Source organism: Bradyrhizobium iriomotense, assembly GCF_030160715.1.
In the GTDB taxonomy this organism is placed as follows: Bacteria; Pseudomonadota; Alphaproteobacteria; order Rhizobiales; family Xanthobacteraceae; genus Bradyrhizobium; species Bradyrhizobium iriomotense.
This window is the reverse complement of sequence record NZ_BSOW01000055.1, coordinates 33,923-50,837: the sequence shown is the minus strand read 5'-3', so window position 1 is coordinate 50,837 and position 16,915 is coordinate 33,923. Positions and strand designations below refer to the sequence as shown.

The 16,915-nt window shown below is 63.3% G+C and carries 15 protein-coding genes; 9 read left to right on the top strand and 6 right to left on the bottom strand.

Going from position 1 to position 16,915, the window contains the following annotated elements; all coding sequences use genetic code 11:
- Positions 1-128: 128 nt before the first annotated feature.
- From QQL28_RS42790 to QQL28_RS42775, 4 genes are all read left to right on the top strand, one after another.
- A complete protein-coding gene (locus QQL28_RS42790) occupies positions 129-908 on the top strand; it encodes a DUF502 domain-containing protein (protein WP_284275518.1) in 780 nt (259 codons plus the stop codon).
- 114 nt (positions 909-1,022) lie between these two features.
- Positions 1,023-1,880 carry an NAD(P)-dependent oxidoreductase gene (locus QQL28_RS42785; protein WP_284275516.1) on the top strand — a complete coding sequence of 286 codons (858 nt, stop codon included), beginning with the start codon at positions 1,023-1,025 and terminating at the stop codon, positions 1,878-1,880.
- 134 nt (positions 1,881-2,014) lie between these two features.
- Positions 2,015-2,404 carry a nuclear transport factor 2 family protein gene (locus QQL28_RS42780; protein ID WP_284275514.1) on the top strand — a complete coding sequence of 130 codons (390 nt, stop codon included), beginning with the start codon at positions 2,015-2,017 and terminating at the stop codon, positions 2,402-2,404.
- A 110-nt stretch (positions 2,405-2,514) separates the two neighbouring features.
- The gene (locus QQL28_RS42775; RefSeq protein ID WP_284275512.1) at positions 2,515-3,363 is read left to right on the top strand and encodes a helix-turn-helix domain-containing protein; all 849 of its coding nucleotides are present in this window, start codon (positions 2,515-2,517) and stop codon (positions 3,361-3,363) included.
- Between the two features lie 180 nt (positions 3,364-3,543).
- Here QQL28_RS42775 and QQL28_RS42770 read toward each other — a convergent pair whose 3' ends face one another.
- The 4 genes from QQL28_RS42770 to QQL28_RS42755 all read right to left on the bottom strand — a co-directional run bounded on the left by QQL28_RS42770 (position 3,544) and on the right by QQL28_RS42755 (position 8,191).
- Entirely contained in the window at positions 3,544-3,750 is a 207-nt protein-coding gene (locus QQL28_RS42770; protein ID WP_284275510.1) for a hypothetical protein, read from the bottom strand.
- Between the two features lie 413 nt (positions 3,751-4,163).
- Positions 4,164-6,272, bottom strand: coding sequence for an ATP-dependent DNA helicase RecG (recG, locus tag QQL28_RS42765; protein WP_284275508.1), 2,109 nt, complete (start codon positions 6,270-6,272; stop codon positions 4,164-4,166).
- 105 nt (positions 6,273-6,377) lie between these two features.
- Positions 6,378-7,001, bottom strand: a complete 624-nt coding sequence (gene prfH, locus QQL28_RS42760; protein ID WP_284275506.1) for a peptide chain release factor H — start codon at positions 6,999-7,001, stop codon at positions 6,378-6,380.
- A complete protein-coding gene (locus QQL28_RS42755; protein WP_284275503.1) occupies positions 6,998-8,191 on the bottom strand; it encodes an RNA ligase RtcB family protein in 1,194 nt (397 codons plus the stop codon). The genes prfH and QQL28_RS42755 overlap by 4 nt, the downstream gene beginning before the upstream one ends.
- 413 nt (positions 8,192-8,604) lie before the next feature.
- Between QQL28_RS42755 and QQL28_RS42750 the strand changes: the two genes are divergently transcribed.
- The 5 genes from QQL28_RS42750 (at position 8,605) to QQL28_RS42730 (ending at position 13,836) form a co-directional block, all read left to right on the top strand.
- Positions 8,605-8,895: an FAD assembly factor SdhE gene (locus QQL28_RS42750; protein ID WP_284275501.1), complete on the top strand. Its 291-nt coding sequence runs from the start codon at positions 8,605-8,607 to the stop codon at positions 8,893-8,895.
- Entirely contained in the window at positions 8,892-12,410 is a 3,519-nt protein-coding gene (mfd, locus tag QQL28_RS42745; protein WP_284275500.1) for a transcription-repair coupling factor, read from the top strand. The genes QQL28_RS42750 and mfd overlap by 4 nt, the downstream gene beginning before the upstream one ends.
- Positions 12,411-12,647: 237 nt before the next feature.
- Positions 12,648-12,782 (top strand): hypothetical protein, encoded by a 135-nt coding sequence (locus QQL28_RS42740; RefSeq protein ID WP_284275498.1) that lies wholly within the window; start codon positions 12,648-12,650, stop codon positions 12,780-12,782.
- 159 nt (positions 12,783-12,941) lie between these two features.
- Positions 12,942-13,217 (top strand): hypothetical protein, encoded by a 276-nt coding sequence (locus QQL28_RS42735; RefSeq protein ID WP_284275496.1) that lies wholly within the window; start codon positions 12,942-12,944, stop codon positions 13,215-13,217.
- Positions 13,210-13,836, top strand: a complete 627-nt coding sequence (locus tag QQL28_RS42730; protein ID WP_284275495.1) for a TerC family protein — start codon at positions 13,210-13,212, stop codon at positions 13,834-13,836. The genes QQL28_RS42735 and QQL28_RS42730 overlap by 8 nt, the downstream gene beginning before the upstream one ends.
- A gap of 99 nt (positions 13,837-13,935) precedes the next feature.
- Here the strand turns inward: QQL28_RS42730 and QQL28_RS42725 are convergent, their stop codons facing one another.
- Together QQL28_RS42725 and QQL28_RS42720 are read right to left on the bottom strand one after the other, a co-directional pair.
- Complete coding sequence (locus QQL28_RS42725; protein WP_284275494.1) at positions 13,936-15,615, bottom strand: arylsulfatase; 1,680 nt, start codon at positions 15,613-15,615, stop codon at positions 13,936-13,938.
- Positions 15,616-15,644: 29 nt separating this feature from the next.
- Positions 15,645-16,637 carry a formylglycine-generating enzyme family protein gene (locus QQL28_RS42720; RefSeq protein WP_284275492.1) on the bottom strand — a complete coding sequence of 331 codons (993 nt, stop codon included), beginning with the start codon at positions 16,635-16,637 and terminating at the stop codon, positions 15,645-15,647.
- Positions 16,638-16,915: the final 278 nt, after the last annotated feature.

Below are 16,915 nucleotides of genomic sequence, written 5' to 3'. Positions count from 1 at the left end.
GATACCGTGCACATGTACGTCGCAAGAAAAAACGTACTCGAAAATCGCGAAATACCCCCTATTTTAAAGGGCGAATGTGTTTCGCGACAGAAACTAGCTAGAGTTGCTGCGACCGACTTGGAACCCGAATGACCGCCCGTGACGACGCGCCCCCGCCCGCGCCTGCCGAAGACCTGCCGCCGGAGCCGCATACCGGCCTGATGGGCCGATTCCGCAACTATTTCCTCACAGGCCTCGTCGTTACGGGACCCATCGCGATCACCCTCTATCTGGTCTGGTGGTTCGTCACCTGGGTCGACGGGGTGGTGCGGCCGTTCGTGCCGCTGGCCTATCGGCCCGAAACATATCTACCGTACGGTGTTCCCGGCTGGGGACTGATTGTCGCATTCTTCACGCTGACGCTGGTCGGCTTCCTCGCCGCCAACCTGATCGGCCGGACCCTGGTCGACGTCGGCGAGACCTTCCTCGGCCGGATCCCGGCGGTGCGCGCGATCTACCGCGGCCTGAAGCAGGTGTTCGAGACGCTGTTCTCGGGCAAGGGCTCGAGCTTCCGGAAGGTCGGCCTGGTCGAGTTTCCCTCGCCGGGCATGTGGTCGATCGTGCTGATCTCGCAATCGCCGAGTGAGGACATCGCGCGCAGCCTGCCGGGACAGGAGGAGCATGTCTCGGTGTTCCTGCCGTGCTCGCCCAACCCCACTACGGGATTCTTCTTCTACGTCCCCAAGAGCAAGATCATCGAGGTCGAGCTGAGCGCTGAAGATGCGGCGACGCTGATCATGTCGGCAGGCGTGGTGCAGCCGGGATCGAGCCCCGATCCGAAGAAGGTCGCAGCTCTTGCGGGCGTGGCGAATGCGGCCCGCATTGCCAATGCCGCCGTCGTGCGCGCCGAGCCCGTCAAGGTGGAGTGAGCGTCCGTCATTCCTTCGCGGGATGGCCGGCATTCGCTTTGCGGTTCCCTCACTCTGCTATCATTCCGGATGGCGGAGGCGCAGATCGCGCTCGCATTCGAACTGGAGTGAGCCATGTCCCCAACCATCGCGATCCTCGCACCTGGCGCCATGGGTAGCGCGGTCGCTCGCCGCCTGAGCGAAAACGGCGCGCGCGTGCTGACCTCGCTGAAGGGCCGCAGCGAGCAAACCGCAAAGCGAGCCGCCGAGGCGGGTATGATCGCCGCCGAGGATGCCGATGTCGCGGGTTGCGACATCATCCTGTCGATCGTGCCGCCGGGCGAGGCCGTTGCGCTCGCCGAGCGGCTGGCCGCAGTCATCGTGAGGCGGGAGAAGAAGCCGCTCGTCGTCGACTGCAACGCCGTCAACGTCGATACCGTGCTGGGAATCGAGGAGATCATCGGCTCGGCGCAAGCGCCGTTCGTCGATGCCGGCATCATCGGCTTTCCGCCGCAGCCCGGAGCCAAGGGACCGGCGTTCTACGTGTCCGGCGAGCACGCCAAGGATCTGGCCGTGCTGAAAGAGCTTGGTCTCGACCTGCGGATCGTCGAAGGCCCGGTCGGCGCGGCGTCCGCGCTGAAGATGTCCTATGCCGGCATCGTCAAGGGTCTCGCCGGCATCGGCTCGGCCATGGTGCTCGCAGCCACCAAGGCCGGCGCGTCCGATGCGCTGCGCGACGAACTCGCGCTCAGCCAGCCCGCGATTTTGGCGCGGCTGTCCACCGCGCTGCCGGACATGATCCCGAAGACCTATCGCTGGGTCGCAGAGATGCGCGAGATCGCGGGTTTTCTCGGGCCCGATCATCCGGCCAGCCAGATCTATGAGGGCTTTGCGCGGTGGTTCGAGCATCTTGCTAGTGATGCGAAAGGCGACGCGGTGGATGCAGAGCTTTTGAAGGCGTTCGCAGCAAAGAGCGAGAAGAGGGAGGTCTAGGCGTGTTGCCGAGCCCGCTTTATTACCTCGCATGTAATTGAGCCCATTCGCTGCCCGACTACTCTGCTGATCACCCACCCGCCAGGAGCATCCAATCAAGGTTGCTGGCGAGGGTGTGACTACAGGAGAGAGATATGCAAGTCGTGTTTACAAAGAAGGAGCCGCCCCAATGGCTTCTCGAGATGTGGAAGGATATCGACGACAAGACGTTCGGAAAGGGTTTCGACTGCTTCACCGAGGACGCCGTCTGCAATCTCGGCGTGGCTGATTGGAAGGGGCGCGAAGAGATCCGCGCCAATTTGAAGGCCTTCATCGACACCGGCTTCACCGCGCTGCATCACGTTACCGAATATTGGGATGCCGGCTTCCTGAAGGTGTTTCGCGGTGTCGTCGACATGACGCCCGATGATCGTTCGAAGGAGACAGTGCATCCCACGATGACCCACTTTTTCTACATGGACGAGAAGGACAGTACCAAGGTGCGGCGCTGGGTGGGCGCCGTGGGCCCGGTTGGCTTTGGCTGATCTCCCTTCTGCCCAGCAACCAGCGGCGCGATTGTGTCTCGGGTAATCCGAGGCACCGTCGCTGATGCGTGTTGACGAGGCTGCACATCGACAAGAAGGATCAGCCGAGAATGAAAGTGCCGGCCAGCGACATCAAGACAGGCGCCAGTTCAGCAGGCGCTCTCCTGCGTCAATGGCGGGATATTCGCGGCAAGACGCAGCTCGATCTGTCGTTCGATGCCGGTGTCTCGCAGAAGCACATCAGCTTTGTCGAGAGCGGCCGGAGTGTCCCGAGCCGCCAAATGCTGCTCGATCTCGCTCAAGCCCTCGAGGTCCCATTGCGCGAAAGAAATGAGCTGCTGCTGGCCGCCGGCTACGCGCCGTCATATTCCGATCCCGCACTCGATACGCCCGCCATGACGAGCATCAACCGCGCCCTGCGACGGATGCTGCGTCAGCACGAGCCCTTTCCGGCTATCGTCATGGATCGGTATTGGAACGTGCTGATGACCAACGAGGCCGCACCGCAGCTGTTCAACTGCTTCATCGACATGTCCGCACGACCCACTCCGCGGAACTTGCTGCATCTCATGTTTGACCCGGATGGCATGCGACCCTTCGTGGCGAACTGGCCGCAGACGGCCCGCGGACTGCTCGCGCGGGTATATCGCGAGGCGGTCGGGCACGTCATCGACGAGAGGACGAGGGCGCTTCTGGAGGAGTTGACGCGATATCCCGGCGTGAAGCCGGAATGGCGCGCGCCGACGCCGGCTGACGCGTTGCCGATGATCCCGCTCACCTTCGTCAAGGATGACGTGAGGCTGGAATACTTCTCCATGATCACGACGGTCGGAACACCGCAGACGATTACGGCCGAGGAGCTACGGCTCGAGTGCATGTTCCCCGCCAACGATTCGACCGAATCCGAGCACGGGAGGTTCGTACGGGCGCATTCCGGGCTCCGGCTGGCGCCTCATTGAGCCGGGCGGATCGCCTCGTAGCGCTCACGAGATACAGCAGACATCGCGGCGCTTCGCCGCGGTCGCCTTGCGCCACGGACTAAATCGCGATGAGATTAGGATGAATCGTCATCGCGCTTTAGGTTGTTGTTTGCGCATGATCTTTTCGGAAAACCGCTTCACACTTTTCCGGATCATGCTTTAGCCCGAGTCAGTCCATTTGCGCCAGTGGGTCGGCTGTATGTCGGCGTGCATTTTGCCCCGACCATCGACCCAATTGGATCCGTCCGTGTGACAAGGAAAAGGAAGCGCATGGACGATGCCATCAAAGTCCAGCGCGCAGAGTTCCAGATCTCTGTCTGATGGAGCTGTCGAAGTGGGCTGCCATTCGGTGGAGACGAACTGCATGATCTACCTCCAGCAGTGATGCAGGGGCGATGGCGGTCGGCGGCCGGATGAGTTTCGCCTCTCCGAAGCGGCACATGCTTTGCTTCGCTGACCTGCGACATCCGACTATAGCACGAGTGATCCATCTGCGAATGTGAACCAGCTCGCATCAAGGTACCTAAATTGCACCGGTGATCAGCCGTTGCATTGTACCTCCGGGCGAGCGATCACCGCTTGCAAGTGAGTCCGACGTGGCCTCCGGAGGTTCACGACATGGAGTGAGGCCGAATGTCGCGAACGTTCAGTTCAGCTCTTGCGCCCCCGCGGCCGAACACTTTCAACTCGTCATGCGCGAGTTTGACCAGAGCATCTATCAAAGATGCATGCATAAAGAAGAGACGCCCGACCAAGCCCTGCAATGATGGGCGTCGGTGTCAGCCCGCCCCGATCAGCGGGATCGCCTCGTCCCGCTCATACAGATACAGCAGGCAGCGCAGCGCCTCACCGCGCTCGCCTGTGAGCTTCGGATTGTCCTTCATGATGCGCAGCGCCTCGTCGCGGGCCTGCGTGATGAGCTGGCTGTGCACCTCGGAGCGCGCGATGCGGTAGCCGGGCAGGCCGCTCTGGCGCACGCCCAGCACGTCACCTTCGCCGCGCAATTTCAGATCCTCCTCCGCGATCCGGAAACCGTCCGTGGTCTCGCGGATCACCTTCAGCCGCGCTTTCGACATCTCGCCGAGCGGCTCCGAGTAGAGCAGGAGGCAGGTCGAGGCTTCCGAGCCGCGTCCGATACGGCCGCGTAACTGGTGCAGTTGCGCCAGGCCAAAGCGCTCGGCGTTCTCGATCACCATGATGGTGGCCGCCGGCACATCGACGCCGACCTCGACGACGGTGGTGGCGACCAGAAGTCCGATCTCGTGGGCGGCGAACTGCGCCATCACGCGGTCCTTCTCCATGCCCTTCATCTGGCCGTGGACCAGGCCGACGCGATCGCCAAAGCGCTTATGCAGACTCTCGAAGCGTTTGGTCGCATTGGTCAGGTGCTCGGTACCCTCGGCCTCGGATTCCTCGACCAGCGGACAGATCCAATAGACCAGCTTGCCGGATTGCAACGAGCGGGCGACGCCATCCATGACCTCGGAAAGCCGGCTCATCGGCACCGCCCGGGTGTCGATCGGCTGGCGGCCGGCCGGCTTCTCGCGCAGCTCCGAGACGTCCATGTCGCCGAAATAGGTCAGCACCAGCGTGCGCGGGATCGGAGTCGCGCTCAGCACCAGCACATCGACGGCCTCGCCCTTTGAGGTCAGCGCCAGCCGCTCGCGGACGCCGAAGCGATGCTGCTCGTCGACGATTGCAAGGGCGAGCGCCCTGAAGACCACGTCGTCCTGGATCAGCGCGTGGGTTCCGACCAGAAGATCGATCTCGCCTTCGGCAAGGCGTGCAAGGATGTCGCGCCGCTCCTTGCCTTTCTCCCGGCCGGTGAGGATCGCAACGCGCAGGCCAGCGCGCTCGGCGAGCGGGGCGATGGTCTTGATGTGCTGGCGCGCCAGAATTTCGGTCGGCGCCATCAGCGCGGCCTGCTTGCCGACTTCCGCGACGGCTGCGGCAGCCAACAGCGCCACCACGGTCTTGCCCGAGCCGACGTCGCCCTGAAGCAGGCGTAGCATGCGCACGGGCTGTTGCAGATCATCGGCGATCGCGGCAGCGGCGCTGCGCTGGGACGGCGTCAGCGCATAGGGCAGGGCGTCGATGATCTTGTTGCGCAAATGACCATCGCCTGCATTGCGCACGCCGGCAGGCCGGCGCAATTGTGCGCGGACCAGCGCCAGCGCGAGCTGGCCGGCGAGCAGCTCGTCGAAGGCAAGCCGCGACCAGAACGGCTGGTCGGGCAGCACGTCGGTGAGCTCGACGGGCTGGTGCACACGGGTGAGCGCTTCCGCGATTGGCGGGAAGTGGCAGCGGCGGATGACCTCCGGGCTGATCCATTCCGGCAGGGCCGGCAGCTTTTGCAGAGCCTGCGCGATCGCGCGCCGAAGCGAGCCGAGCGCCAGCCCTTCGGTGAGCGGATAAACGGGATCAATTCCCGAGAGTTTTGCGATGGCCTCCTCGTCCAGCACACGGTCGGGATGCACGATCTGCGGAATGCCGTCGTACATCTGGAGCGTGCCGGAGACGTAGCGCTTCTCGCCCATCGGCAGCAGTTTTTCGACATAGCCGGGCTTGGCGCGAAAGAAGGTCAGCACGACGTCGCCGGTATCGTCGCTGGCGTAGACCAGATACGGCGCGCGCGCATTGCGCGGCGGGGGCGGGCGGTGGCGATCGATCGTCACCTCCAGCGTCACCACGGTTCCGGGGACGGCGTCGCGGATTTTTGGCCGTGCCCGTCGGTCGATGACCTGACTCGGCAGATGGAGCAGGAGATCGACCAGCCGCGGCGTCTCCTCGCGGCTCAGCAGATAGCGCAACAGCTTGTCCTGCTTCGGCCCGACGCCGGGCAGGCTGGTCACGGGAGCAAACAGCGGATTGAGCAGGCTGGGGCGCATAGGGAAAGCTAAGACCGTTTCGTGCTGTCATGTGCGGCCTTGTGCGCGACGTCCACGGCTTTTTTCGTACCGCGGCGGAACGCTGCCGGCCAGAACTCAAGCATGCTAAGAGGCCCGAAAGGCGGCGCCCTTGAATTGCTTCACCGGACGCCCGCGCTCAAGCCGATCGTGCGCTGCATGCATCTCGTTCTGCGAGGCGACCGCTTCCAGTTGGCCTTGAAGTCTGAGCAACGCCTCCAGCCGCTCCAATGCCAGCGCCTTGTTTCGATGCTGCGAGCGTTCTTCGCGAGCTACGACGGTGAGGCCGCTCGGACCGTGGATGGCACGCACGGCGCTCTCGGTCTTATTTTGATGCTGGCCGCCGGGACCGCCGGCCCGGAAGGCTTCGAAGCGAACGTCCACGGTGGATATGGCGTTCGGGGGATCAGGTAATGGGGGAAGCTCGAAGACGCCGATGAACCAGTTTTTCCGTTTGTGGTGCGGTCTGAGTGGGCTTTGCGCGGTCCATTGGATCGCCCCGATCCACGGCCGCGCAAAGCTGGGGGCGGCTTGACCATGGACTATCACGATCGCGGATGCAGGACCATGCCCGTCTGGATTCGGCCCTTCAACGCAATCGGTATCAAGGCCGAGCGATTCGGCTTCGGCGGTGAGAGCTGCAACCGCGTTGGCGACCGCGATCCGGCATTCCGCCGGACCGCGTCCGCTGGTGAAGAGAAGTCGGATCATCGACGATCCTCCTTCCAAGACTTGCTCCGATTGCTCTCGCGCAGCGCGGCATCGGATTGAGCCCTCTTGAAGGTCAGCAGCGGTCGGAAGGTCGCCACCACGCGCGCCAAGCCAAACTCCACGAGGTCAGCGATGACGCGATCGATGTTCTTGTAAGCTTCTGGCGCCTCCTCCGCGAGCAAGCCGCGATCGCCGCAGACGACGATGCCGCCATAGGGATTGCGCTCCAACCGCGCCACGTCGGACCTCTTGACCCGCACGCGGCCATGCATGGATGCGCGATCGTACTTGCGACCCGCTCCATGCGCGAGCGAGGCAAGTGCCTCGGCTCGCATCTCACACAACGGCTCCACCAGATACGACAGCGTTCCGCGCGATCCCGGCACAGGAACCAGTCCACGGTCGGAGGCCGCAGCTCCCTTGCGATGCAGTGCCATGACATCGCCGGTCGCGCCGGCCTGACGCTCGACCATGTTATGGGCGAGGTCGTTCAGGAGACGAAGGTCCGTGCGCGCCGCCACGGCGGTCCGCTCGGCGATGATGCGACGATTGAGCTTTGCCCACTGCACGGCATGATCATGCGCGCTCATGTAGGCGTTCCCCTCGTCACTCGTGGGATGAAGAGCTGTCTGGCCGTTGCGCAGGGCGGTTTCCAGAATCGAGAAGCCGAAGCCTCGTGAACCGGAATGGACCAGGATATAGGCATGATCCCGGTCAAGCCCGGCTTGCGCGGCCGTGTCCGGCGCCAGAATCTTGTCGACGGCCTGGATCTCGCAGAAATGATTGCCGCCGCCGATGCTGCCAAGCGCGGCATCGAACGCAGTAGCGCCGAGACCTGCGTCAGCCAGGGCCCTAGTCACGTCGCCGTCGCAGGGTTGGTCGAGCACGTGCAGCCGGTCGGCCAATTGGTCGAGCCTTAGCTTGCGTGCCGCAATATCGAGCTCGAACAACCCCATGCCGCAGCCGATGTCCGAGCCGACAAGCTGAGGGTGAATCCGGTCCGCGAGTATCACGCAGCCCACGGGGCCAAATTTGCCGGGATGGAGATCAGGCATGGCGGCGACCGCCTGGACCCCGGGCAAACCGGCGACGTGTTCGAGTTGAAAGGTTGCGTTGCCCTCAATCCACGATTTGGACGAGGCGAAGACGCGGATCGGCGCGCGGCCGTCCGCTTTGGGAGAAGTGCCCATTGAAAAAACTTTCGGGAGGCAGAAATCGTCTACACGCGCAGAACAGCGATCGCTGACTTAAGCGTGCGATTTCCCAAGCGACGTGGCTAACGCACACGCCCTCAGGCGATGCCCTCGACGGGGCGGCGAGACGTCGTCGTCATCGAGCCTTCTCCCTGATGACCGTCCCCAAATTGGCGACGGATCGCGCAGACACATAACGGCGAAACGGAAAAGCTGCAAGTGCTTCGGCAGGTGAGGAGCGCGCGCCCTGCCGATCTGCGTTCGGGGGCGGGGCCCGGCATTTGCCCGACAAGCCACACTTTCGCATGGACCAATCCGAGGAAACGCTGCTGACTTTTGCGAATGTGGGGGCTATATCACCCCCCGCCCGGCACGTCCGGGCTTTCGGCGTTGGACTGGATCTCACGAATATGACGGGAACGACACGATCGAGCGGTGGCCTGGACGAGCGCCGCAAGCGGCTTCTGTTCCGCTGCTGGCACCGCGGCACGCGCGAGATGGACCTCATCCTCGGCCGCTTTGCCGACGCCGAGATCGGCAACCTCACGGAGGGCGAACTCGCCGAGCTCGAGCAACTCCTCGAGGTCAACGATCCCGATCTCTATGCCGCCATCACCGGCGACAAGGTGCTGCCGACCAATGTTGCAGGCGCCCTGTTTGCCCGCATCAAGGCGTTTCCCGTGGCGGATGGCAACGTATGAAACAGGCGTTGAAATCGCCAGCCGAATCGCTGGCGCCCGGTCGCGTGCTGATGCTCGCCAATGTCGCCGAAGGTGCCGAGGGGCTCGTCGTCTCCGATCTTGCGCGTGCGATCGCGGCGCGGCCGAAGAAATCCGCCGTCAGCCTCGCGGTGATCTGCCGCGACGGTCCGCGCATGCAGCAGCTGGAGCGCGCGCTGCAATTCTTCGCGCCGGATCTGCCGGTGCTGCAGTTCCCGGCCTGGGACTGCCAGCCCTATGACCGCGTCTCGCCGCATGGCGGCATCCTGGCCCAGCGCCTGACCACGCTGGCGCGCCTCGCTTCGCTCACCGGCAGCGACAAGCCGCTGATCGTGCTGACCACCGTCAATGCCATCGTGCAGCGCGTGCCGTCGCGCGATCTCGTGGCGGCGCAAGCGCTCTCGCTCGCGCCCGGAAACGTCGTGCCGATGGACACGATCGTCGCCTGGCTCGAGCACAACGGCTATGGCCGCTCTTCCACCGTGCGCGAGCCCGGCGAATATGCGGTGCGCGGCGGCATCCTCGACCTGTTCCCGGCCGGCCTCGACCAGCCCGTCCGCTTCGACTTCTTCGGCGACAGCCTGGAATCGATCCGCTCCTTCGATGCCGAGACCCAGCGCACGCTCCTGGACATGCGCTCGCTCGACCTGGTGCCGATCTCGGAATTCCAGCTGGTCACCGAGACCATCCGACGCTTCCGCATGGGCTATGTCGCCGAATTCGGTGCGCCCGAGCGCGACGATGCGCTCTACGAGGCCGTGACCGAAGGCCGCCGCCATCCCGGCATGGAGCATTGGCTGCCGCTGTTCCAGGAGCGGATGGACACGCTGTTCGACTATCTGCAAGGCGCGGCCGTCGCGATCGAGCCGCAGGCGGAAGACGCGATCCGCGAACGCTTCAAGCAGATCCTCGACTACTACCAGGCGCGCCGCGATGCGCTGGAGCATCCGACCGGCGGCGCCGTCTACAAGCCGCTGCCGCCTGACAGGCTCTATCTGACCGAAGAGGAATGGGGGAAGCGGGAAGGCGCGATTCCGCTGGTGCGGCTGACGCAGTTCTCAGTGCCTGCCGACGGCACCAGCGTCATCGATGCCGGCGCGCGTAAGGGCCGCGACTTTGCGCCCGAGCGCAACGATTCCACCGTCAACGTCTTCGAGGCGGTGGTCGCGCATGTGATGGCCTTGCAGGCGCAGCGCAAGAAAGTCGTCGTCGCGCTCTGGACCGAAGGCTCGCGCGACCGCATGACCTCGATGCTGCGCGACCACAAGCTCACGCACACGACCAGCGTCAATAGCTGGCGCACCGTGCAGGCGACCCCGCGCAACGAGACCATGCTCGCCGTGCTGGGCCTCGAAAGCGGTTTCGAGACCGACGAGATCGCGCTCATCAGCGAGCAGGACATCCTCGGCGACCGCCTGGTGCGGCCGCGCAAGGCGAGCCGCAAGCTCGACAATTTCATCTCGGAGGTGACGAGCCTAGCGGCCGGCGACATCGTCGTCCACGTCGATCACGGCATCGGCCGCTTCGTCGGCTTGCAGACGCTGGAGGTCGGCGGCGCGCCGCATGACTGTCTCGAGCTGCATTATGCCGCCGAGACAAAGCTGTTCCTGCCGGTCGAGAACATCGAGCTGCTCTCGCGCTACGGCTCCGACCAGACCACGGTCGAGCTCGACCGCCTCGGAGGCGGTGGCTGGCAGACCCGAAAAGCAAAACTGAAGAACCGCATCCGCGAGATCGCGGGTGAGCTGATCAAGATCGCCGCCACGCGCCATTTGCACGAGGCACCAAAGCTCCCGGTGCAGCAGGGCCTTTATGACGAGTTCTGCGCGCGCTTCCCCTATGACGAGACCGAGGACCAGTTAGGGGCCATCGAATCCACCCTGAAAGATCTCGAACTCGGCCGGCCCATGGACCGGCTGATCTGCGGCGACGTCGGCTTCGGCAAGACGGAGGTAGCGCTGCGCGCAGCCTTCGCCGTTGCGCTCGAGGGCAAGCAGGTTGCGGTCGTGGTGCCGACCACGCTGCTCGCGCGCCAGCACGCAAAGACCTTCACCGAGCGCTTCAAGGGCTTTCCCGTGAACGTGGCGCAGGCCTCGCGCCTGATCGCGACGAAGGAACTGAACCAGGTCAAGAAGGGGATCGCCGACGGTTCGGTCGATATCGTCGTCGGTACCCACGCGCTGCTCGGCAAGGCCATCAAATTCCGCGATCTCGGCCTCGTCATCGTCGACGAGGAACAGCATTTCGGCGTCACCCACAAGGAGCGACTGAAGGCGCTTCGCTCCGAGGTGCACGTGCTGACGCTGTCCGCAACGCCGATCCCGCGCACGCTCCAACTCGCACTCACCGGCGTGCGCGAGCTCTCGATCATTGCCTCGCCGCCGGTCGACCGCCTCGCGGTCCGCACCTTCGTCGCCCCGCACGATCCCCTCATGATCCGCGAGGCGCTCTTGCGCGAGCGCTATCGCGGCGGGCAGGCGTTCTACGTGGTGCCGCGGATCGACGACCTGGCCGAGGTCAAGGACTTCCTCGACAAGAACGTGCCGGAGATGAAGGTCGCGGTCGCGCACGGGCAGATGCCGCCCGCCGTGATCGAGGACATCATGACCGGGTTCTATGACGGCAAGTTCGATATCCTGCTCTCGACCACGATCGTCGAGTCCGGCCTCGACATTCCCAACGCCAACACGCTGATCGTACATCGCGCCGACATGTTCGGCCTTGCCCAGCTCTACCAGCTCCGCGGCCGCGTCGGCCGCTCGAAGCTGCGCGCCTACGCGCTGTTCACGCTGCCGGCGCAGCAGAAGATCACCGCGCAGGCCGAGCGCCGCCTCACCGTGCTGCAATCGCTGGAGACGCTCGGCGCGGGTTTCCAGCTCGCCTCGCACGACCTCGACATCCGCGGCGCCGGCAATCTGCTCGGTGAGGAGCAGTCCGGCCATATCAAGGAGGTCGGTTTCGAGCTCTATCAATCGATGCTGGAGGAGGCGATCGTCAACCTCAAGGCCGGTGTTTCCGAGCCCGCGGCCGACCGCTGGTCGCCCTCGATCACGATCGGCATGCCCGTGCTCATTCCGGAAGATTACGTCGGCGACCTCTCGGTGCGGCTGTCGCTCTACCGGCGGCTGGCCGATCTCGACACCGAGGAGGAGATCGAGAACTTTGCCGCCGAGATGCGCGACCGTTTCGGCGTGTTGCCCGACGAGGTGCGCTACCTCTTCAAGATCGCGGCGATCAAGGCCTATTGCCGGCGCGCCAATGTCGAGAAGGTCGATGCCGGCCCGAAGGGCGCGGTCATCGTCTTCCGCGACAACTCCTTTGCCCATCCCGACCGCCTGGTGTCGTTCATCCGCAGCCACGGCGAGGCTGCGAAGGTGCGGCCCGACATGAAGGTGGTGTTCTTCCAGGACTGGGAGACACCCGAGGAGCGGCTTGCGGGCACGACGGAGATCCTGCGCCAGCTCGCGCAGCTCGCCATGAGCAAGAAGGCGGCTTGATTTGCGGTGCATAGCTGAGCCGATCGGTTACGCAGCCGTGGCTGTTCGCCTTTCTCTTGAAATTTGCTGGTGAAGCACGAGGTGGCGGCATGCCGCCTCGGTGACGCCCTAAGTCATGTTGCCGCGCGGTCAAAACCCGCGCGGCGATAGGTAGCATTGTCTTTTCGGTCGCAAAGGCACGTCCTTTAGAGACTGGATTTTATCGCTCGTAAGTGGGCTCTCGATAGGGGCCAGCTCATGCTTGAGCTTTGGAACAAATGGTACGCGACCTTGGCCTCGGTCGAGGCGCTTGCCACTGTCGTCGTTATTGCCGTGGTGGCTGCTGGCGTCATCACGCTCGTGGACGGTCGGCGGCATCGGACAAAACATTGATCTGGGGAGGCGTCGGCAAACCGGCCGTCCAGACCAGGAGTGGTTCGGTCGGTTAGCCGCGCCGGCTCGGTCAAGACGCCCCCTGTGCAAGAGGACAAAATGATTGCTCCTCATGCAAGCTGGACCAACAGGAATGCGCCCTGGCGGGACTCATTCGGCATGCTCGCGCTGTTGAGCATGCTGATCGCAACTCCCGCATTGTTGATGATCTGCTTGCTGGAGCCCGAACTCGTCCTGCCTGCGCTCAGCATTCTGCTTTTCTTGGGTGCAACGATCGCCGCCCTGTTGGCCCGAACAGATTCAGAGAAAGTCACGTTACAAAACGTAACGCTATGGGATATTGCCGGTGCATTCACCATGATGGGTTGCGCCGCGGCGATTTTTAGCGAGCCGGATCAAGTGGCGCTGTTTTTCGAGCCGCTGACCCGTGATTGAATTTCTCATCACAGATGTCCTGAACGTACTGTTGCAGGTCATTCTGATCGACCTCGTGCTCGCTGGCGACAACGCCATCGTCATTGGTCTTGCCGCCGCGGGACTTCCTCAGGCGCAGCGAGTCAAGGCGATTTTGATCGGCATCGTGGTCGCGACGATGCTGCGCATGCTGTTCGCTGCGTTAGCGACGCAAATCCTCCAGATCGTCGGCCTCCTGCTCGCCGGCGGAATCCTGTTGTTGTGGGTGTGTTGGAAAATGTGGCGAGAGTTGCGCGCCTCCTCCGCGGAGCCCACGGGTTCGAAGGAAGCTGGAGCAAGCGCAGGGAGCAAGCCCCGGAAAACGCTGCTCCAAGCAAGTTGGCAGATTATCGTGGCCGACGTTTCCATGTCACTCGACAACGTCCTGGCGGTCGCAGGGGCGGCACGCGAGCATCCCGTGGTCATGATTTTCGGCTTGGGGCTTTCCATTGCGATGATGGGCGTGGCCGCTTCTTTCATTGCGCGGCTGCTGCAAAATCATCGATGGATTGCTTACGTGGGCCTGGCCGTGATTCTGTACGTGGCGGTGGAGATGATCTTTCGCGGAACGCTGGATATCATCAAGGTTGCGTCAATATGACATGACGGTCGCGTCGTTTCTTGCGTGCCCGCCTGGGGCAAACCTCAGTCCGCCAATGGCACAGGCGCCCCGGACCTGGGGCGCCCGTCACCGCATATTCTACTTGCCAGCGTGCGACTGCATGGCCTTCTCGATCTGCTCCTTGACGGCTTCCAGGTTGAAGCTCGCACCTTTCTGCATCGGTGGAAACTCGATCGCAGTTTGAGCGAGCTTGCCCACCTCCTGCTGCACGAACTGGAATCGCCAGAACTCGTAGGCAAACCAGTTATAGAATGCCAACGATCCCTTATCGCCGTTTGGCAAGTTTGTGCGTTCGAAGGGATCAAGGCGGATATTGGTGAGGATGGGCCAATCAACCTTGACCGTGCCGCCCAACCAGCCGCCCGGCTGATCGGTGAAGCGATACTTGAAGTCGTCGATGCGCACCGCGCTCAGTGTGCCCTCAGTGAAATAGAAGATCGAGTGGCGGGCAGACGGGCCTTTTCCGGTAATCAGGTCCGTCTGGTTGTACCCGTCGAGGTAGACCTTGTAGGTCTTGTCGCCGAGCTGCTTTCCCTTCCTCAACTCGTCGGCGATATTCGGATTGCCGGCGGCGGCGACGAAGGTCGGGAACCAGTCGAGTCCGGACATGATGCCGTTCTCGACTTTTCCCGCCGGCACCTTGCCCGGCCAGCGGATCATGCAGGGCACGCGGAAGCCGCCTTCCAGGGCCGTTCCCTTGCCGCCCGCAAATGGTGTTTGTCCGCCATCAGGCCAGGTGAAGTTCTCCGCGCCGTTGTCGGTTGTGAACGCGACGATCGTGTTGTCGTCGAAGCCCTCGTCCTTGAGCTTCTTCATGACGGAGCCGACGATGTCGTCGAGTTGGGCGAACCCGCCCTCGGAAACCGACCAGCCGTTTTCCGAGTTGCGCATGTTCTCGTATTTTTCCGAAAGATGGGTGACGACGTGCATGCGCGTGGGATTGAGCCAGACGAAGAACGGCTTGTTGTCCTGCTTCGCCTTGTCGATGAAGGCGAAGGTGGCCTGCAGAATCTCGTCGTCGACCGTTTCCATCCGCTTCGGATAAAGCGTCCCGGCGTCCTCGATCCGCTGCTTGCCGATCTTCCCCCAGCGCGCTTGCACCGACGGATCGTCGACGTTGGTCGCCCACGAATGAACCATGTTGCGGGGACCGACGGTAGCCAGCAGCGATTGCGGGTAATTGCGGTGCGCCGGGTCCTCCATCGCATCGAGGTGATAGAGGTAGCCGAAGAACTCATCGAAGCCGTGCATGGTCGGCAGGAACTCGTTGAGGTCACCCAGGTGGTTCTTGCCGAACTGTCCCGTCGCGTACCCCATTGACTTGAGCACCGTGGCGATAGTCGGCGCTTGCGCCGGCATGCCGATGGGAGAGCCGGCCTGGCCGACCGTGGTAAGGCCGGTGCGGATCGGCAGTTCGCCGGTGATGAAGTTGGCGCGACCCGCGGTGCAACTCGCCTCGGCGTAATAGTCGGTGAAGCGCATGCCTTCCGCGGCGAGCTTGTCGAGGTTTGGTGTCCGGCTGGCCATGATTCCCTGGTGGTAGGCGCCGATGTTGAACCAGCCGATGTCGTCACCCATGATAAAGACGATGTTCGGCGGCTGGCCGGCCGCAGCGGGCGCCGGCGCCGCAGCTCGTTGCTGCGCTTGCGCGGGGCTCGACAATCCGACGGCCGAGAGCGCCGAAGCGGCGACGAGAGAACTACCACTCAACAAGAGATCGCGGCGTTTCAATCCTCCGCCGATTGGTCCCGTGCTCATCTCAGGCTTATCCGGAATCCTATCGTTCCTCATGACGTGATCCTCTTCCTGATGATGCACCTGAAGCCGACATGGCTTGCTGAGGTGTCGATCGGCTCGGCATGACGCGCGGCCGGACGATAGCGGCGGCAGTAGTTGGGAGCGCAAAGATGCGAGCCGCCTTTGAGCACCTTGCGCGGAATCCTGAGGTTCGGCTGACGAGAGTCGTAGCTCGCGCCCTCGGGCCCGCCGCGAGGATTTTGCGGAATGCAGCAGGCTTTCGGGGCGTCGGCTTCGTGCTTCTGCGAATACCAGTCGGCCGTCCATTCCCAGACATTGCCGATCATGTCGTGGAGGCCGTAACCGTTGGCCGGGAATGCGGCGACGGGCGAGGTGCGTTCGAAGCCATCAGCCGCGAGATTCTGGTGGGGGAAATGACCCTGCCAGGTGTTCGCCATATGCCTGCCGCCGGGAAATTGCTCGTCACCCCAGGCGAATTCCGCGCCGTCCAGTCCGCCGCGTGCGGCGAATTCCCATTCGGCCTCGGTCGGCAATTCCTTGCCGGCCCATTTGGCATAGGCTTCGACGTCCCGGTAGGCGACGTGGACGACCGGGTGGTCGTCGAGCCCGCTGATGTTGGTGCGCGGACCATAGGGACGGCGCCAGTCGGCGCCGAATTTGAACGTCCACCATTGCGCCCAGTCGTGCAGGTCCACAGCTCGCTTGGGCGGCGTGAAGACCAGCGAGCCGGCCTTGAGCATGTGCGGCAGGGCGCCCGGATAATCCTTCGCATCAGGTGTAATTTCGGCGAAAGTGACGTAGCCGGTCGCGTTCACGAATTTGCGGAATTGGCGGTTGGTGACCGGCGTGCGATCCATCCAGAATCCGTCCACGGTGACGCGATGGACCGGCGCTTCCTCCGGATAATGCCGATCCGAACCCATGCGAAACGTGCCGCCCGGCAAATACAGCATCCCGTCATCTGCTGGAGGCTCGAACGCTTGTCCGGAGCCTGACGACGATTTCGTATCGGCCAGATTCATGACGATCTCCGGGCCTGCGCTTCAGCGGCCGGCGTTTCGTGATACTGCCCGAAGAGCTATTCCGCTCGATATGCGTCGGTAGCGGGTCGTTTGACGGATGGTGGCGTACAGAAACGGAGCGGCTCGCTCTCGCGTTGATCTAGATCAAAGGGTGTCCAAGCTGGGTCAAACCGAGAAGAACATAGTGTGAGCAATTCCGGATTACCCGGCGGGTTCAACTGATCGCCGCAACACGTTCTGCGAATTTAGCGAAATCACTGAAAAGACTGACGAGGATT